This is a genomic window from Tenacibaculum litoreum (genome assembly GCF_964513915.1).
Taxonomy (GTDB): Bacteria; Bacteroidota; Bacteroidia; order Flavobacteriales; family Flavobacteriaceae; genus Polaribacter; species Polaribacter litoreum.
Window position 1 is genome coordinate 455,976 of sequence record NZ_CAZEQS010000003.1, and the last position, 16,462, is coordinate 472,437.

The 16,462-nt window shown below is 31.7% G+C and carries 19 protein-coding genes; 6 read left to right on the forward strand and 13 right to left on the reverse strand.

Annotated features, from left to right (window positions below; genetic code table 11):
• Nucleotides 1-3: 3 nt before the first annotated feature.
• Both ACKTTR_RS08140 and ACKTTR_RS08145 read left to right on the forward strand, forming a co-directional pair.
• Nucleotides 4-387 carry a BlaI/MecI/CopY family transcriptional regulator gene (locus tag ACKTTR_RS08140; RefSeq protein ID WP_133536272.1) on the forward strand — a complete coding sequence of 128 codons (384 nt, stop codon included), beginning with the start codon at nucleotides 4-6 and terminating at the stop codon, nucleotides 385-387.
• Complete coding sequence (locus tag ACKTTR_RS08145; protein ID WP_408027370.1) at nucleotides 380-1,717, forward strand: peptidoglycan DD-metalloendopeptidase family protein; 1,338 nt, start codon at nucleotides 380-382, stop codon at nucleotides 1,715-1,717. The genes ACKTTR_RS08140 and ACKTTR_RS08145 overlap by 8 nt, the downstream gene beginning before the upstream one ends.
• 222 nt (nucleotides 1,718-1,939) lie before the next feature.
• Here the strand turns inward: ACKTTR_RS08145 and ACKTTR_RS08150 are convergent, their stop codons facing one another.
• The 3 genes from ACKTTR_RS08150 to ACKTTR_RS08160 all read right to left on the reverse strand — a co-directional run bounded on the left by ACKTTR_RS08150 (nucleotide 1,940) and on the right by ACKTTR_RS08160 (nucleotide 3,741).
• Nucleotides 1,940-2,122: a hypothetical protein gene (locus tag ACKTTR_RS08150; RefSeq protein WP_408027371.1), complete on the reverse strand. Its 183-nt coding sequence runs from the start codon at nucleotides 2,120-2,122 to the stop codon at nucleotides 1,940-1,942.
• A 112-nt stretch (nucleotides 2,123-2,234) separates the two neighbouring features.
• Nucleotides 2,235-2,825 carry a TMEM175 family protein gene (locus ACKTTR_RS08155; RefSeq protein ID WP_408027372.1) on the reverse strand — a complete coding sequence of 197 codons (591 nt, stop codon included), beginning with the start codon at nucleotides 2,823-2,825 and terminating at the stop codon, nucleotides 2,235-2,237.
• A gap of 28 nt (nucleotides 2,826-2,853) precedes the next feature.
• Nucleotides 2,854-3,741, reverse strand: a complete 888-nt coding sequence (locus tag ACKTTR_RS08160; RefSeq protein WP_408027373.1) for a pirin family protein — start codon at nucleotides 3,739-3,741, stop codon at nucleotides 2,854-2,856.
• A gap of 182 nt (nucleotides 3,742-3,923) precedes the next feature.
• Between ACKTTR_RS08160 and ACKTTR_RS08165 the strand changes: the two genes are divergently transcribed.
• Complete coding sequence (locus tag ACKTTR_RS08165) at nucleotides 3,924-4,313, forward strand: hypothetical protein (protein WP_408027374.1); 390 nt, start codon at nucleotides 3,924-3,926, stop codon at nucleotides 4,311-4,313.
• Nucleotides 4,314-4,375: 62 nt separating this feature from the next.
• Here ACKTTR_RS08165 and ACKTTR_RS08170 read toward each other — a convergent pair whose 3' ends face one another.
• The 5 genes from ACKTTR_RS08170 to ACKTTR_RS08190 form a co-directional block, all read right to left on the reverse strand.
• Nucleotides 4,376-5,248: a pirin family protein gene (locus ACKTTR_RS08170; RefSeq protein ID WP_408027375.1), complete on the reverse strand. Its 873-nt coding sequence runs from the start codon at nucleotides 5,246-5,248 to the stop codon at nucleotides 4,376-4,378.
• A gap of 23 nt (nucleotides 5,249-5,271) precedes the next feature.
• The gene (locus tag ACKTTR_RS08175; RefSeq protein WP_408027376.1) at nucleotides 5,272-5,613 is read right to left on the reverse strand and encodes a hypothetical protein; all 342 of its coding nucleotides are present in this window, start codon (nucleotides 5,611-5,613) and stop codon (nucleotides 5,272-5,274) included.
• A 215-nt stretch (nucleotides 5,614-5,828) separates the two neighbouring features.
• Nucleotides 5,829-6,428 carry a Crp/Fnr family transcriptional regulator gene (locus tag ACKTTR_RS08180; RefSeq protein WP_408027377.1) on the reverse strand — a complete coding sequence of 200 codons (600 nt, stop codon included), beginning with the start codon at nucleotides 6,426-6,428 and terminating at the stop codon, nucleotides 5,829-5,831.
• A 46-nt stretch (nucleotides 6,429-6,474) separates the two neighbouring features.
• Nucleotides 6,475-7,029 (reverse strand): DUF4251 domain-containing protein, encoded by a 555-nt coding sequence (locus ACKTTR_RS08185; RefSeq protein ID WP_408027378.1) that lies wholly within the window; start codon nucleotides 7,027-7,029, stop codon nucleotides 6,475-6,477.
• Between the two features lie 80 nt (nucleotides 7,030-7,109).
• Nucleotides 7,110-7,661 (reverse strand): 1-acyl-sn-glycerol-3-phosphate acyltransferase, encoded by a 552-nt coding sequence (locus ACKTTR_RS08190; RefSeq protein WP_408027379.1) that lies wholly within the window; start codon nucleotides 7,659-7,661, stop codon nucleotides 7,110-7,112.
• A gap of 105 nt (nucleotides 7,662-7,766) precedes the next feature.
• Here ACKTTR_RS08190 and rmuC point away from each other — a divergent pair, with 105 nt between their 5' ends.
• On the forward strand, nucleotides 7,767-9,146 hold the full coding sequence (rmuC, locus tag ACKTTR_RS08195) for a DNA recombination protein RmuC (RefSeq protein WP_408027380.1): 1,380 nt from the start codon (nucleotides 7,767-7,769) through the stop codon (nucleotides 9,144-9,146).
• Between the two features lie 64 nt (nucleotides 9,147-9,210).
• Here rmuC and glyA read toward each other — a convergent pair whose 3' ends face one another.
• Complete coding sequence (gene glyA, locus ACKTTR_RS08200) at nucleotides 9,211-10,485, reverse strand: serine hydroxymethyltransferase (protein WP_408027381.1); 1,275 nt, start codon at nucleotides 10,483-10,485, stop codon at nucleotides 9,211-9,213.
• 168 nt (nucleotides 10,486-10,653) lie between these two features.
• Here glyA and fahA point away from each other — a divergent pair, with 168 nt between their 5' ends.
• Nucleotides 10,654-11,934: a fumarylacetoacetase gene (fahA, locus tag ACKTTR_RS08205; RefSeq protein WP_408027382.1), complete on the forward strand. Its 1,281-nt coding sequence runs from the start codon at nucleotides 10,654-10,656 to the stop codon at nucleotides 11,932-11,934.
• A 41-nt stretch (nucleotides 11,935-11,975) separates the two neighbouring features.
• Here fahA and ACKTTR_RS08210 read toward each other — a convergent pair whose 3' ends face one another.
• Both ACKTTR_RS08210 and ACKTTR_RS08215 read right to left on the reverse strand, forming a co-directional pair.
• Nucleotides 11,976-13,151 carry an MFS transporter gene (locus ACKTTR_RS08210; RefSeq protein WP_408027383.1) on the reverse strand — a complete coding sequence of 392 codons (1,176 nt, stop codon included), beginning with the start codon at nucleotides 13,149-13,151 and terminating at the stop codon, nucleotides 11,976-11,978.
• A 9-nt stretch (nucleotides 13,152-13,160) separates the two neighbouring features.
• Nucleotides 13,161-13,736 (reverse strand): HD domain-containing protein, encoded by a 576-nt coding sequence (locus tag ACKTTR_RS08215; RefSeq protein ID WP_408027384.1) that lies wholly within the window; start codon nucleotides 13,734-13,736, stop codon nucleotides 13,161-13,163.
• 93 nt (nucleotides 13,737-13,829) lie between these two features.
• On the opposite strand from ACKTTR_RS08215, the gene ACKTTR_RS08220 reads away from it, so the two are divergent.
• Entirely contained in the window at nucleotides 13,830-14,387 is a 558-nt protein-coding gene (locus ACKTTR_RS08220) for a Crp/Fnr family transcriptional regulator (protein WP_408027385.1), read from the forward strand.
• A gap of 3 nt (nucleotides 14,388-14,390) precedes the next feature.
• Here the strand turns inward: ACKTTR_RS08220 and ACKTTR_RS08225 are convergent, their stop codons facing one another.
• Both ACKTTR_RS08225 and ytxJ read right to left on the reverse strand, forming a co-directional pair.
• Entirely contained in the window at nucleotides 14,391-15,947 is a 1,557-nt protein-coding gene (locus tag ACKTTR_RS08225) for a DEAD/DEAH box helicase (RefSeq protein ID WP_408027386.1), read from the reverse strand.
• 70 nt (nucleotides 15,948-16,017) lie between these two features.
• Entirely contained in the window at nucleotides 16,018-16,410 is a 393-nt protein-coding gene (gene ytxJ / locus ACKTTR_RS08230; RefSeq protein WP_408027387.1) for a bacillithiol system redox-active protein YtxJ, read from the reverse strand.
• Nucleotides 16,411-16,462 lie beyond the last annotated feature (52 nt).

The window sequence follows — 16,462 nt, forward strand, 5'->3', positions numbered from 1 at the left end:
TGCATGAACGAACTAACAAAAGCTGAAGAACAAATAATGCAATATATATGGAAGCTAGACAAAGCTTTCTTAAAAGATATTGTAGAGCAATTTCCTGAACCTAAACCAGCCTATACAACCATATCTACAGTGGTACGTGTTTTGGTAAAAAAAGGTTTTCTCAATTTCGAAACCTTTGGTAAAGTACGACAGTACTCACCTACCATTACTAAAGAGCAGTATTTTAAAAAGCATTTTAAAAATGTGATTGGTAGTTTTTTTAGTGGCTCTAAAAGCAAATTTGCCATGTTCTTTACAGAAAACGAAGATTTTAATCTTACTGAGTTAGAGGAAATAAAAAATCTTATTGAAAATAAAATAGAAACCTTAAAAGAAAAGAATGACTAGTTTTTTTATCTATTTAGTTCAAAGTAGCCTTGTGTTTTCTTGTTTATACGTACTCTATATTATAGTTAGTAGTAAAGTTACTTTTCATCAAATCAACCGATTCTCATTGCTTTTAATGCCTGTTGTTGCTTTGTTAGCTCCGCTATCATACTTACTAACGTTGGAAGCTCCCTCAACAATAATACAAATTCCTCAATTCAATGAATTTATAGCAAATAGCGAGACTGTCTTGGTAGATACTATTGAAGAAACAAGTACAAAAGCCTATAATTTTAAAACTATCCTTTTCGGTTTATACATCTTAGTTAGCTCGTTGGTATTCTTACGCATGCTACATTCAATTTGGTTACTTTTTCAATTAAAACAGCAATCAAAAGTTACACATAACGGTAATGTTCAATTAATACACACCAATCATACCAATACTTTTTCATTCTTTAATTGGATATTCATTTCTAAGCATATAAATCCTTCAGAAAATATATTAATAGTTGAACACGAAAAAGCACATGTAGTATTAAAACACTCTATAGATGTGCTACTTGCTGAAATCTATATTGTATTCTTTTGGTTCAATCCGCTAGTGTATAGGTATCGTAAATCGTTAAAAGCTGTACACGAATACCAAGCAGATAGTTGGGTATTAAATGGAGCTACCAAAACATCTAACTACTTAGCAGTTCTTTTACAAAACATTGAAAAAGAAACAGCAACTTCAAATAGCTTATACAGCTATTTTAATCAATCAGTAATCAAAAAGCGAATAGATATGATCACAAAAAAGCCTACGGCTAAGGTGTACAAGTTCACCTACTCAGTATTCATTATGGGTGCTGCAAGTCTTTGTTTGGCATTTACGAAGCCAAACACAACTGAAAAACTCTTACCTAGTGCAACACCTCAATTAACTAGGGAGTTTGTTCTTGATCCTCCCACTCTTTTCCCTGTGCAAGGAAAAAGTAAAAAAGACATCAGTAGTACCTATGGGAAGAGAAGAAATCCATTAAAAAAAGGGAAAAAAATGATGCATAACGGTATTGACATTAAAGCTCCTATAGGAACACCTGTTGTTGCTACTGCGGATGGAGTTATTGCCAAAGCTGCTGACCAAGACAAATGGGGGAATTTAATTGTAATTGAGCATAGTGATGGGTACCAAACTTGGTATGCTCACTTACAAAAATTCAACGTTACCAAAAATCAATCTGTCAAAGAGGGAGATATTATTGGGTATGTTGGTAATACAGGAGCATCTTTAGGTGCACACTTACATTATGAAGTGCATTATAAAGAAGCACAGGTAAACCCTATAAACTTCATCAAAGAATAATTTACAAACTCTTTTTATTAAAGTAATTCTCCCATAAGACCAATGGGAGAATTTTGTTTAACAACATCTTAAAAAATATAAAGATAAATCACGTTACCCTACAGAAGAAAGTAGGTGTGAAAAAGAAAAGGTGGATCAGTTAGGGTTGTAATAAAGCATAAAAAAACTGCTTAAGAAAACACTTAAGCAGTTTTAAATTATAAATCGTTCATTGAAGAATAATTAACAAATATAATTCATAGTAGAAGGCTGATAACAACATACTTTTACACCATCTTGGTAGATGTAAGAACCATCTCCTCCACATTCTTTAGGGAAAGGGAAAGGTCCTCCTCCTTTAATATTCTTTAATGTTGTTTTTGTTAATTCTTGAGATCCTTCTACGTTTAAAATCACTTTTTTCATTATAAAGTTTTTTGGGGTTAAAAATATTATTTCACGTCCCTAAATTAATCTTTAAAAAAAAGGTTTGCAGCTAAAAAACCTTACTTTTGGTAAGGGAAAACCATACTTTTAATTACGCTTCGTCCTCCTCTATAAGAACTTCTAATCTTCTTTCTGGAACCAACCAAATAAAGGCTACCACAATATAACATAGTATGGCACCCCATGTGTACAGATAAGCCAATGGTATAGCCAGTATATATAGAAATAAAGAAGCATATTCTTTTAATCCATTAGTACATAGCTTAGATAAAGCATAATTATCATCATGGTACTTAATTAATACTCTTTCTAAGATAAAATAAGCTACAGCACTCATTAATAAAACAAAACCGTAAGTAGCTACAGGTAAGGCTTCATAATAATTTTTGTGCTCTCCTATCCAACTTGTTGTAAATGGAATTAAGGACAACCAAAATAATAAATGCAAATTAGCCCATAGTATACTTCCATTGACCTTTTGTGTTACCTGCATTAAATGATGATGATTATTCCAATAGATACCTAGATAAATAAAACTTAGTAAGTAACTTATAAATATAGGAGCTACAGAAAATAATCCTTTAAATGTAGTATCCTCTGGTGCTTTCATTTCTAATACCATAATGGTAATTACAATAGCTAAAACACCATCGCTAAATGCTTCTAATCTACCTGTTTTCATATAATTGTTTTATTAATTACACTATTCTTCACCCTCCAAAAGGTCGCTGTTCTGGTAAGGGGATTCGCTCTGTCTCGTTTGGTACAGAAGGAAATTTATTACTCTTCCAGTTTTCTTTCGCTTGTTCTATCAATTCTTTATTAGAAGCTACAAAGTTCCACTCAATAAAACGTTCTTCATTAAAAGGTTCTCCTCCAAAAATATATATGGTTGAATTGGCAGCAATTTCAAAACTACACAATGTACTATCTTTTGCTACTAATAATTGTTTGGATTCATAAGTATGTCCATCACTAGTAATACTTCCCTCTAAAATATATAAGGCACTTTCACCAAACAAATGTTCTCCTATAGTAACCGTTTTCTTTTCACTCGATTTAATTTCTATAAAAAATAGCGGACTATATACTGGAACAGGAGATTGCTTTCCAAACGCTTTTCCTGCGATGAGCTTAAACTGTACTCCTTCGTCTTCCCAACTAGGAATCTCATTCGCAGAAACATGTGCAAAAGAAGGTTCACATTGCTCTTCATTCAGAGGTAAGGCTATCCATATTTGTAATCCATGAAGTTTTTTAGTTGAATTTCTTAATCGTTCAGGAGTTCTTTCAGTATGTACCACTCCTTTTCCTGCTGTCATCCAATTTACAGCTCCTGGAATTATTTCTATTTCAGTTCCTATACTATCCCGGTGTATAATAGCACCTTCAAACAAAAAAGTAAGTGTTGATATACCTATATGAGGATGCATTGCAACATCTAAATTATCTTTCTCACTCAATTTTACAGGCCCCATATGATCAATAAAAATAAAAGGCCCTACCATTCGTTTTTGTCTGAATGGTAACAAACGACCTACCATAAAATTACCAATATTAGCTGCTCGCTCTTCAATTATTAGTTTCGTATTAGACATAAGTAACTCTATTTGTTTTATTATTTTATAACTTCTATTCTATATACTTTTAAAGATACTATTATTACTACAAATAATTGATTTTTAATCATCTACAAGGTTTTTATTCATAATAAGGCTTTGAAACCACTCCTTTTTTTAGTATATTACATTGACTAACAACACCTTAAAACCACAAAACCATGAATAGAAAAGCCTTCATCCAAAAATCATTAGCAGCAATGCTCATAGCATTACCTGCATACACGTTTGTTGGGTGTTCCTCGGGTTCTGATAACGACCCTAGCCCAACTCCTGATCCAACCCCAGATCCGACTCCATCTGGTAACTGTATAGATAATGGGACTAGTAGCGCAATTAGCGCTAATCATGGACATAACCTAATAGTTTCAAAAGAAGATGTACAAGCAGGTACTGAAAAATCATACTCAATACAAGGAAGTTCCCCTCACGACCATATGGTAACTTTGAGTGCTGCTAATTTTTCTTCATTACAAAATAATAATTCTATTACTGTTAGTTCTACTAGCGGCGATGGACACACACACTTAGTTACAGTATCTTGTGCTTAATTTAAATAATATTAAAAGTTAATTAAAAAAACAGCTTTCAGTAAAAGCTGTTTTTTTAATTACTAATCTTCTAAATATCCAAACTTTCCTGTATTGAAGTCTTGAAATGCTTCTATCAACTCTTGTTTAGTATTCATTACAAAAGGACCATGTGCAGCTATAGGTTCGTTTAAAGGCTCTCCACTTAATACTAAAATTATCGCGTCTTCTAAAGCTTCTAAAGTAAATGTATCTCCATCATTTTTGAACAATGCAAAATGATCTTCTAAAACATTATTTAATTCATTCACTTTAACACTACCTTCAACTGATAAAATAGCTGTAGTATAGTTTTCTGGAAAAGTTAATTGTGTTTTTACTCCTTGTTTTAACTTGACGTTAAACATATTAATTGGTGAAAACGTTGACGCAGGTCCTTTGTTTCCTTTGTATTCTCCTGCAATCACTTCTACTTCACCTCCATCTTTTGGTAATGGTATTTTGGCCATTTCAGCATTTGCTATTGCCTGATATTTTGGAGGACTCATTTTATCCTTTGCGGGTAAATTTACCCAAAGTTGTACCATTTGAAACTCACCTCCTGTTTTACTCCATTCTGTTTCATGAAACTCTTTGTGCAATACTCCTGAAGCTGCTGTCATCCACTGCACATCACCTTCTCCTATAATACCTCCACCTCCAGCACTATCTCCATGTTCAACACGCCCTTTATAGGCAATCGTTACGGTTTCAAATCCTCTATGAGGGTGTACTCCCACTCCTTTTGGTTTATCTGTTGGTGGGAAATTGTATTTCGAATTATAATCCAACATAATAAATGGATCCATTCGTTGCATTGTTGAAGTTCCTGGTATAAAATTATGAACTCTAAATCCATCTCCTACAAAGTGTGGAGTTCCTGGTTTTACTATTTTTTCTATACTTCTTGTTTTCATTTTAAAATCCTTTCTTTTAATTACTATAAACTACTTGCTAATTCAATATCAAACGAATTGTCTAAATAACTACGTTGTAGTTTGGGTCTATTTTTAGACCAATATCCATTTTTAACACTTTTGGAAAGTTTAGACTCATTGTTAAACTCAACTAAAATTGCGTTTGGGAATAATACAGTTATAATTTTTTGTAATTTACTTTTATCTATTTCACTTGTATCTTTTGAAATAGCTAAAACGTTATATGTCTGTTGGTATAATTTTTCAATGGCTGTTTCGATATTAGGAACAGTTGAAACTTGCCAATTTAAAATTTTAGGCACTGTTGTATTTTGACTTACAACTAATGTTTTTAAATGTCTCATAATATATCCTTTTTTTACCCATTAAGTAGGGTTAATTACTCGATGGTTAACATCGAAATAAATTGCGTTTATTTTATCTGAAATATTTAGTGAGTTGATCTCTACTTTTTATTTCACTGTAAAATTACAGCAACAAAAAAAGGTATGCATTGACCTATGGTAAGAACGATTTACAATTATCTAACAACCCTAAATCAATAATTATAAATTGTAAATTAATTATTTGGTTTGAAGTTTTCCTCAGCAAGTGCTTTACGAACTCGACTTAAGCTTTCTGGAGTAATTCCTAAGTAAGAAGCAATCATCCATTGAGGAACTCGTAACATAATATCTGGATACATCTTTACAAAATCTAAATAACGTCTTTTTGCCGATGCTCCTAGTAGTTGACTAATACGTTTGTATAATTGACGTATATGCTTTTGCAATAAATGCTCATTTTTCCTTCTAAAATCAGTATTTATTTCTGATACTTTGTTTATAAAACCTTCATCTAACATTACAACGAGTGTATCTTCAACAGCATCAATATAATATGTAGAAGGTTGTTGAAAATAAACACTTCCTCTGTCACTTACAATCCAATTTTCAGTAGCAAACTGTAAAATATTCTCTTTTCCCTCTTCATTTAAGGCATATAAGCGTAACAAACCTTTTTCTACAAAAAAGAAATGTGAACACACATCTCCTTCTTTTAGTAAAAAATCACTTTTAGAAACGTTTTTTACAGTAATAAATGGTTGTATTAAAAGGAAGTTTGCTTCTGAAAGCCCTCCTTTTTCAATAAGATACTTTTTAAAGTTAGGTAACTCCATACATCATTTTAAGAGCTACTAAAAATACATTATTATATATAATGTTTTACTTTTCTTTTGAAGTTTTAAGTACTTTACCTCTGTATCTAATTGAGTTTTTTTGTGAGCTGTTCACATAAATAGTGCTTGATAAACTTGGATATACTCTAACTATCACATTATAATTTTCAGTCGTTGTATTTTTATCTTTTATCTTAAAACTTATTTTGTAGCTATTCTCTTTATCCTCAGACACAACTAAATCTTTAGGAACACCTTCAAACTCAATTCCAATATCTGTACCTCCATAAGAACCACCTGCTTGTCGCTCACCAAAATATGGCAAATAGGCAGCAACAGTATCTTTTTTCATTTTGAAAAAATTACTATTTCCTACTAAATTAATGTTTCCAGCATTACTTCCTATAGGTAACAAACCTGCATTAGCTATTTGTGCCATTGCGTTTGTAACCATAGGCTCAGCCCATTCTGCTTCTATTTCAAAAGTTTTACTTTCTATAAGAGCGTTTAAGTTATCTATTTCTGCTTGAGTTGCATTTTTGGAAGAGGCACAACTAAGCAGTATAAAAGTCATACTAATTAAAAAAACAAACCTTTTCATATCTTACTGTTTTTAAACCTTCTACAAGGTACTTAAATATCGTAAAATTTTCAAGTAAATAAGAGTATTTAACGTTTGTTTTACTCTTTATCAGGTACTGAGAACAGTTCTGGTTTTGCTCCTTTAATATCTCTATAGAAATCATAAAAATGATTCATATCAGCATTCATATCATCTGTTAAGTAATAAGGAGGTTCTATTATAATTTGTTTGTTTTCAAAATCGAAAGCAAACATTACCACAGGTACATTGGCTCCTTTAGCTATGTAATAAAACCCGGTTTTCCATGAGGTTACTTTAGCACGAGTTCCTTCAGGAGATAACGCTAAACGGAATTCATCATGCTGATTAAAAACTGATACTATTGCATCCACCTTATTTGTGCTTTTACTTCTATCAACAGGAGCGCCCCCTAAAGCTTTAAAAATAAAACCAAAAGGAGGTTTAAATAACGAAGCCTTACCTATAAAGTTAATTTTTACGCCAATAGTGTTTCTAGCCAAAATAGCGATTGGAAAATCTTTCCAACTGGTATGTGGAGCTCCAATAACAACGTATTTTTTTAAGTCTCTTGGAAAATCTCCAACTACCTTCCAGCCTAAAACTTTGTGAAATATAAATTTAGATATCATTTATTAGGTATAAAGGTCAATGATACGGTTTTCCCTACAAAAATCAAATAAATTTAACCTATCTTGTCCTATATTTGTTCACTTAATAAACTTTTATTTATTCTAATGAATACCACTCTTTTACTTATTTTAATTGCTATTAGTGCCTTACTAATTGGGTTTGTTATTGGAAACTTACTCTCTAAATTGAAATTTAAACAACAAACATCTGATTTAGAAAAAGAGATTGTAACACTACAAAACCATCAAACTAGTTTTGAAATTCAGAAAAGAGAAAAAGAAGAATCATTTTCTCAGCAAAAAGAAGACTTTTTAAAGCGATTAGATGAAAAAACTAAAGAAAATAGTGAGCTACGTCGTGAAAAAGAGTTTTCTTCTATTGAATTGGCTAGAAAGAATGAAGAATTGAAAAATTTACAGTTAAAACTGAATGAGAATAAAGAGGAAGTAGAAAAACTACAAGATAAGTTCACCAAAGAGTTTGAAAACTTAGCAAATAAAATTCTAGATGAAAAATCGAACAAGTTTACTGAGCAAAATAAGAAAAACATAAAGGATATTTTAAATCCGCTTCAAGAAAAAATTCAAACTTTTGAGAAGAAGGTTGAAGACACTCAAAAAGAAAGTATTTCGATGCATTCTGCTTTAAAAGAGCAGTTATTAGGATTAAAAGAGTTAAATGCTCAAATGAGTAAAGAAACATTAAACCTAACCAAAGCTTTAAAAGGTGATAGCAAAACCCAAGGAAACTGGGGAGAGTTAGTGTTAGAACGTGTCTTAGAGAAGTCTGGATTAGAAAAAGACAGGGAGTACTTTGTACAGCAATCTTTTACTAATGATGAAGGTAAACGTATTATGCCCGATGTGGTAATTCATCTACCAGATAACAAAAAAATGGTGGTCGATTCTAAAGTATCTTTAACTGCCTATGAACAATATGTAAATAGTGAAGATGATATTGAAAAAGAACGTTTTGTAAAAGAACATGTAAACTCATTAAAGCGACATGTTGAGCAACTTTCAGAAAAAAAATACGAAGACATTTATAAGATAGAGTCTCCAGATTTCGTACTGCTTTTTGTACCAATTGAACCTGCCTTTGCTGTAGCTTTAAATGAAGACAATACCTTATATAATAAAGCTTTTGAAAGAAATATTGTTATTGTTACTCCAACTACTTTATTAGCTACGTTACGTACTATTGACACCATGTGGAATAACGAAAAGCAACAACGTAATGCTTTAGAAATTGCAAGACAAGCTGGTGCTTTATATGATAAGTTTCATGGATTATTGGCAGACTTAGTGAATATAGGTAAGAAAATAGATGGCACTAAAGCTGATTATGCTGCAGCTATGAATAAGCTAGTTGAAGGACGTGGAAACTTAATCACAAGTGTAGAAAAACTAAAAAAAATGGGAGCCAAAGCTAAAAAGGCGCTTCCAGAAAAAATTCTCGAACGAGCTCAAGATAATGACGAATAAAAAAGGTCGCTCTAAAATGTTTTAGAGCGACCTTTTTATTTATACTTATTGAAGATATTTTCTTCTACATAATAAACAAGCGTCTATTATGCATTAAATCATATACCTTCTCTCCTACTGCTTCTAATACTTCTTCGTTCTCAGCATTCATTAATGCTTCATCCATTAGATCAACAATTACCTCCATGTCTTCCTCTTTTAAACCACGTGTAGTAACTGCAGCAGTACCAACACGAATACCAGAAGTAACAAATGGTGATTCTGTATCAAACGGAACCATGTTTTTGTTCACAGTAATTTCTGCTTTCCCTAAAGCTTCTTCAGCTGCTTTACCTGTAATCTTTTTGTTACGTAAATCAATTAACATACAATGGTTGTCTGTACCTCCAGAAATAATTTCGTATCCTTTTGCTACAAATGCCTTTGCCATTGCTTGTGCATTTTCTTTAACCTGAATTTGATATTCTAAGAACTCATCTGTTAATGCTTCACCAAAAGCTACGGCTTTTGCTGCAATAACATGCTCTAATGGTCCACCTTGATTTCCTGGGAAAACCGCAGAGTTAATCAACGTAGACATTTTCTTTAATTTTCCTGATTTTAATTTTAATCCAAATGGATTTTCAAAATCTTTTCCAATCATAATCATTCCCCCACGAGGTCCACGTAACGTTTTGTGAGTTGTTGTGGTAACAATATGACAGTGTGGTAACGGATCAGATAAAATTCCTTTTGCAATTAATCCTGCTGGATGTGAAATATCTGCCATTAAAATAGCACCAACACTATCAGCAATCTCTCTAAACTTCTTAAAATCCATATCACGTGAATACGCTGAAGCTCCTGCAATAATTAATTTTGGTTTATGCTCTTTAGCTTGTTGCTCTAAATGGTTATAATCAATATAACCAGTTTCTTTATCTACACCATAAAATACTGGATTGTATAATTTACCAGAAAAGTTTACTGGTGAACCGTGAGTTAAGTGACCACCGTGAGATAAGTCAAAACCTAAAATAGTATCTCCTGGTTGTAAACAAGCAGCAAAAACTGCTGTGTTAGCCTGACTTCCAGAGTGTGGTTGTACGTTTACATACTCAGCTCCAAATAATTCTTTAGCTCTATCAATCGCAATTTGCTCAACGATATCTACTACTTCACACCCTCCATAATAACGTTTACCTGGGTATCCTTCAGCATATTTATTTGTTAAAACTGATCCTTGAGCTTCCATTACTTGGTCGCTTACAAAATTTTCAGAAGCAATCAACTCTAAACCGTTTAGTTGACGTTCTTTTTCTTCTTGAATTAAATCAAATACTTGATGATCTTTTTGCATGTTGTGTGTTGTTACATAAAGTAGCCAAAAGTACTAATTTTATTATTCAAATTATATGGATTTTACAAGAAGTATATACAAAAATACTTTAGCATTTTTTTTACTCATCTTTTTGGGGTAAATTGAAAAAAATATGTAGGTTTGATGAAAATATAACAAAAACGATAAATGGAAATAACTGCTAATAACCCGAATAGAAAGTCTTGGTTAACTGTAGCTGAAAACTCAGATTTTCCTATTCAAAACATACCTTTTGGGGTTTTTCTTACAAAAGATGATATTATAACGATTGGTACAAGAATTGGTGATTACGCGATTGATTTAGGTGCCTTACATCAATTAGGATATTTTGATGGAATACCGTTAACAGATGATATTTTCTTACAAGATACCTTAAACGATTTTATTGCTGATGGACGCAAAACTTGGCGTTTAGTTCGTAATAGAATTGCTGATATTTTTGATGTAAAAAACAGTAAGCTACGAGATAACGCTGAACACAAAGACAAGATAATCTTTAGAATGGATGAAGTTGAAATGCAACTTCCTGTTTCTGTAGGAGATTACACTGATTTTTATGCAAGTAAAGAGCATGCGACTAATGTAGGAAGCTTATTTAGAGATCCTGAAAATGCTTTATTACCTAACTGGTTACAAATACCTATTGGTTACCATGGAAGAAGTTCTTCAATTGTACCTTCAGGAACTCCAATTCGTCGTCCTCTTGGACAACAACGCCCTAGTGAGGGAGAAACTACACCGAACTTTGGACCTTCAAAATTATTAGATTTTGAATTAGAGATGGCGTTTATTACAACAGTAGCAAACGATTTAGGTGACAGAATTCCTATTGAAGAAGCAGAAGAATATATCTTTGGATTAGTATTATTTAATGACTGGTCTGCTCGTGATATTCAAGCTTGGGAATATGTTCCTTTAGGACCTTTCTTAGGAAAGAATTTTGCATCTACTATTTCTCCTTGGATTGTAACCTTAGATGCTTTAGAACCTTTTAGAGTAGACAACCCTAAACAAGTATACGAACCATTACCTTACTTAAAGAAAGAAGGAAAAGATAGTTACGACATTAATTTGCAAATGGCTATTCAACCAGAAGGTAAAGAAGAAACTGTAGTATGTAACTCTAACTTTAAGTATATGTACTGGACAATGGTACAACAATTGGCGCATCATACGGTAAACGGATGTCCTGTAAATGCAGGTGATATGATGGGTAGCGGTACTATTTCTGGACCTACTCAAGATAGCTTTGGATCAATGTTAGAATTAACTTGGAGAGGTCAAAACCCTATTAAAATGAATGATGGTAGTGAGCGTAAATTTATTAATGATAACGACACTGTTATTATGCGCGGTTACTGTAAAAATGAAAAAACCCGAATTGGTTTTGGTGAATGCTCAGGTAAAATTTTACCAGCTAAAGAATAAGATATAAAGTAATCTTTATAATCAATTTAAAACCTTGCTAATTATAGCGAGGTTTTTTTAGTATATAACATAAAAAGAAGGCCTATCCCCACTATACATGAACAAGTGTAGAAAACAACTGGAACATTCGTTATATTATTACTGTAATACCATCCTGAAAATAGAGCTCCTAAACCAATACTTGCTTCTAAAGCAATGTACATAGTAGCTATAGACTTTCCTTTGGTTGATGATTTACTCAAATCAATAGTCCATGCATTAACTGTAGGTGATAAAATCCCCATAGCCATTCCATATAATATTGCTGCTAATAATAATCCACTTATACTTTCAAGTTTTCCTAATAAAATTAATGCTAGTATTAAAATTAGTAAGCCTATTACAATTACATGCTTTCTTCCATAAACATCTGAAACTTTCCCTGCTATGATTCTTACTAAAACTGAAGCTATCGTAAATGCTATAAAAAATGTTCCTTTATTGACAATCCCTAAATAATCGCTCCAATCTGGTATTAGCGTTAATATAGCACCAAACCCTAAATACGATACAAAAGTAATTATAGCTGGGAATAATGCTTCTCTTGCAATAATGTCTGATTTTGAAATTAAAAGTGAGCTTAATTTAAAAGTTTGTTTAGTAGGTAAGGTCTCTTGCACTTTAAAAACTAATACTATCGATAGTAATGCAATAATAGAAGAGCTATAAAACAATACATTGTAATTTGTTAACAGTTTTATATAGCTTCCTAAAGCTGGTCCTAAAGCCAAGCCTGTGCTAAAACATAAACCTTGAACTCCCATTGCCTCTCCTAACCTATCAGAAGGAATAATATCAGAAACATAAGTCGTAATAGCTGTAGGACTAAATCCTGTAGAAAAACCATGTAACAAGCGTAAAAATAAAAAGCCTGAAACACTGGTTAAAATTGGATAAAACATACCTGTTATTACACAAACCAAAGCCCCTATAATTAAAACAGGCTTTCTACCTATAGTATCTGTTAATTTACCACTAAAAGGTCTTGATAATCCTGCCGTTAAAGTAAATAAGGAAATTATGAGCCCTTTATACTCTGCTCCTCCTAAACCACTTAAATAACTTGGTAGTTCAGGAATTAACATATTATAACTTGCAGAAAAAAATAATGAGCTTAAACAAATTAATAAAAATTGAGTAGTATAAATACGTTGTTGAGTTACTTGTAATACTTTCATAGTTTTTATTTAAAGCTCTTTAAAGATTAATTCTATTTCATTCAGTGAATATTCCCATATAGTTTCAGAACCTTTAGAAATACCTTTTGTTTTATTTATTACCTTTTCTTTAGGTACCATAAACTCTTTCCAAGTACCTCCATTATTAGAAGTATTTTGTAAAATAGGTTCAAAACGATCCATTGCTTTTGCAAATTGTGCCTCTTTGGAAAAGCCCTCTTCAAATTCTAACCATAAACTTATAAATTCTTCTGCTTGATTTTTAGGTAGAATACCAAAAATTCTTTTCGCTGCTTTTAGTTCTTCTTTAGTGTTATTATGCTCCTTTAGAGTATCAAAAATAAAAACATCTCCAGCGTCGATTTCAACTATGTCATGAATCAACACCATTTTTAGGACTTTTAAAATATCTATTTTAGTATTACTGTGTTCTGCTAAGACCATAACCATCATAGCCAAATGCCAACTATGTTCTGCATCATTTTCATTCCTATTACTATTAAATAGTTTAGTTTTTCTCTGAATGTATTTTAACTTGTCTATTTCCTTTATAAACTGGATTTGTTGCAATAAACTATTTTTCATTAGTTACAATTCTATTTTATTATATAATTTTACCTTACAAAGAACTTTAGAATATAAATTTTAAAAAAGGACATTTGTCCCACCCCCTAAAAAATGATTAGAACTGATATTGATTTTTTAGAATATGTTGAAAAAATAAATGAAAGACACCCAGATTTTTTTCAAAAAGAAAAACACTCTCCTAAAAGTATTATTCTACAACAAAATAAAAGATACCATCATTTATATATCATCAAAAAAGGAATTACCAAGTGTTACCTTTCTGATGAAAATGGGAAAGACTTTATTCAAGAGTTTTTAAGCGAAGGAATGGAATTTGGAGAATTGGAAGTTTTTTCAGGAAATTTAAGTTATTGTTCTATTGAAGCTATTAATCATGTGGAGGTATATAAAATATCCTATATACATTACACCGCACTACTTGATAGTGATCCTATTTTTAATAAGCTTGTCATCAGGTCTATGGCTAAGAAAATTGGATATAAAGCTCCAAGGCATTCTTTTCAGCAGTCCTACTCTATTGAAGCTAATCTTATAAAAATTAAAGAATTATGCCCAAACTTTGAAAATATCTTTTCTAAAAACGATATCTCCAATTATTTGGGCATTACACTTCGTAGCCTTAATAGAGCTTTGAAAAATATTTCTTAAACTTTATTCTTCCTCCGGTGGTGGGTGTCCGTGAATTTGCTCATACACTTCATCAAAGTTACTTCGCAAATAACTATTTAATTTTTTACGGTAGTCATCTTGTAACCAATCAATAAAATTATGAGTACTCTTTGATATACACTTTGAATACCTAAAAATTCTATCGTCAATATCTCCTCCCAACATTTTTGCTAATATTAAAGCATCAAAAACATCTTCACTATTTTCAACACACATTTTAGCATGGTGCTCGATTGATTTTTCTAGAACTCTTTTTGAAGACTCTCCTCCTTGAATAGTATCTCTATACACTTTTTTAACATCAAAATATAAATCTTCAGAGTTAGCAAATTCTGCTTTAACATCTGCTGGTAACTCATATTTGAAGTCGCTTTCTATTTCTTCATCAGATAATAAATTATCTAAATAGAAATTCGGTGCTCTAAACATTTTTTGCCAATCTAAATCGGCTCCCCAAGGTCCAAAACGATGGAAGTTATTTCCTAAGTCAATTACATTAAATTCTGATTTCCCTGGTAAAATACGAGAACCACGACCAATCATCTGGTAATATAATGTTAACGATTTCGTTGCTCTATTCAGAATAATTGACTGTACAGAGGGTTCATCAAATCCTGTTGTTAAGATACTTACCGAAGTAATTATAGCATTAGGTGTTTTATGAAACCATTTTAAGATAAAATCACGCTCTTTCTTAGTATTTGTGTTATCTAGGTGTGCAATAGGATACCCTGCTCTTTTAAAAGTATCATACACATGTAGTGATGTATTAATACCATTGTTAAAAATCAAGGTTTTAGTACCTTTTGCTCTTTCTTCATAAGCTTGTAAAAGCTTTGAAAGCATATCTGTGTTCGTATATAAATCTTCTGATGATTTTACGGTATAATCACCATTCGCTCCTACTTCTAATGAAGTTAATCCTACATTATAAGAATAGATATTTGCTTTCGCTAAATATTCATTTTGAATTAAAGATCCAATACTTTCTCCATCAATAAGTTCATCATAATTGTCCTTCATAGGAAGTTTAATGTTTGAACTTAAAGGAGTTGCTGTTACACCTAATATAAAAGACCTATCAAAGAATTTAAATAGCTTAGTAAAAGAGTTATAGTGTGCCTCATCAATAATAACTAAACCAACATCCGAAATATCCAACATATCGTCATTTAAACGATTGTTTAAAGTCTCTACCATAGCCACAAAGCAATCAAACTCATCTTGGTCTTCTAAACTTGCTTTACTGTCTATAATTTTATTTACTACACCAAATTCTTTAAGCATTTTCGCTGTCTGCTTACACAATTCTATTCGGTGCGTCATTATCAATACTTTCTTTTGATAATGTTTTAAGTATTGACGTGTAATTTCAGAGAAAATAACTGTCTTTCCTCCTCCTGTAGGTAGTTGATAAAGTAAATGGTAATTTTCGGGGGCATTCTCAAAACTTTTGAAAATTTTGTGCAATGCTTCTTTTTGATAATCGTATAGATTTTTTCCTTTCTTTGGTTGTGAAGTTGCTGTTTCGTTACTCAAATCTCTATAATTTTGAAATATGCAAAAATACGAGGTATTTAAGGAAATCCCATTAAAAATGGCATCTTTTTTAGATTTTTTTCAAATCAATACGAGCAATATCATAATGAGAAGCATGCGAAATTACTTCTCCATTTTTAACTACCAACAACTGAGGGGATTGATGTAAAACCTGAAATGTATACCCTATCTCATTAGAAACATCTCTATAACTAAGTAAGTCAAGATAATACACTTTAAAATCTTTTAATTCCTCATCAAAACTGTTTACAAAACGTTTAATTACCATACTACTAATTCCACACCTTGTTGAGTGTTTAAAAATAGCAACTGGTTGTTTATTCGATAATTCTTTTATCTCCTTTATTTGCTCTATCGATGTTAATGGAGTCCAGTTAATAAATGACTCTTCTCCTTCTTTATTTTTGTCTTTTCTTCCAAAAATAGTGTTTAATACTCCCATTAAATTCTTATTTTAATAACATTATTACTCTTAATCATCACTATACCAGTCA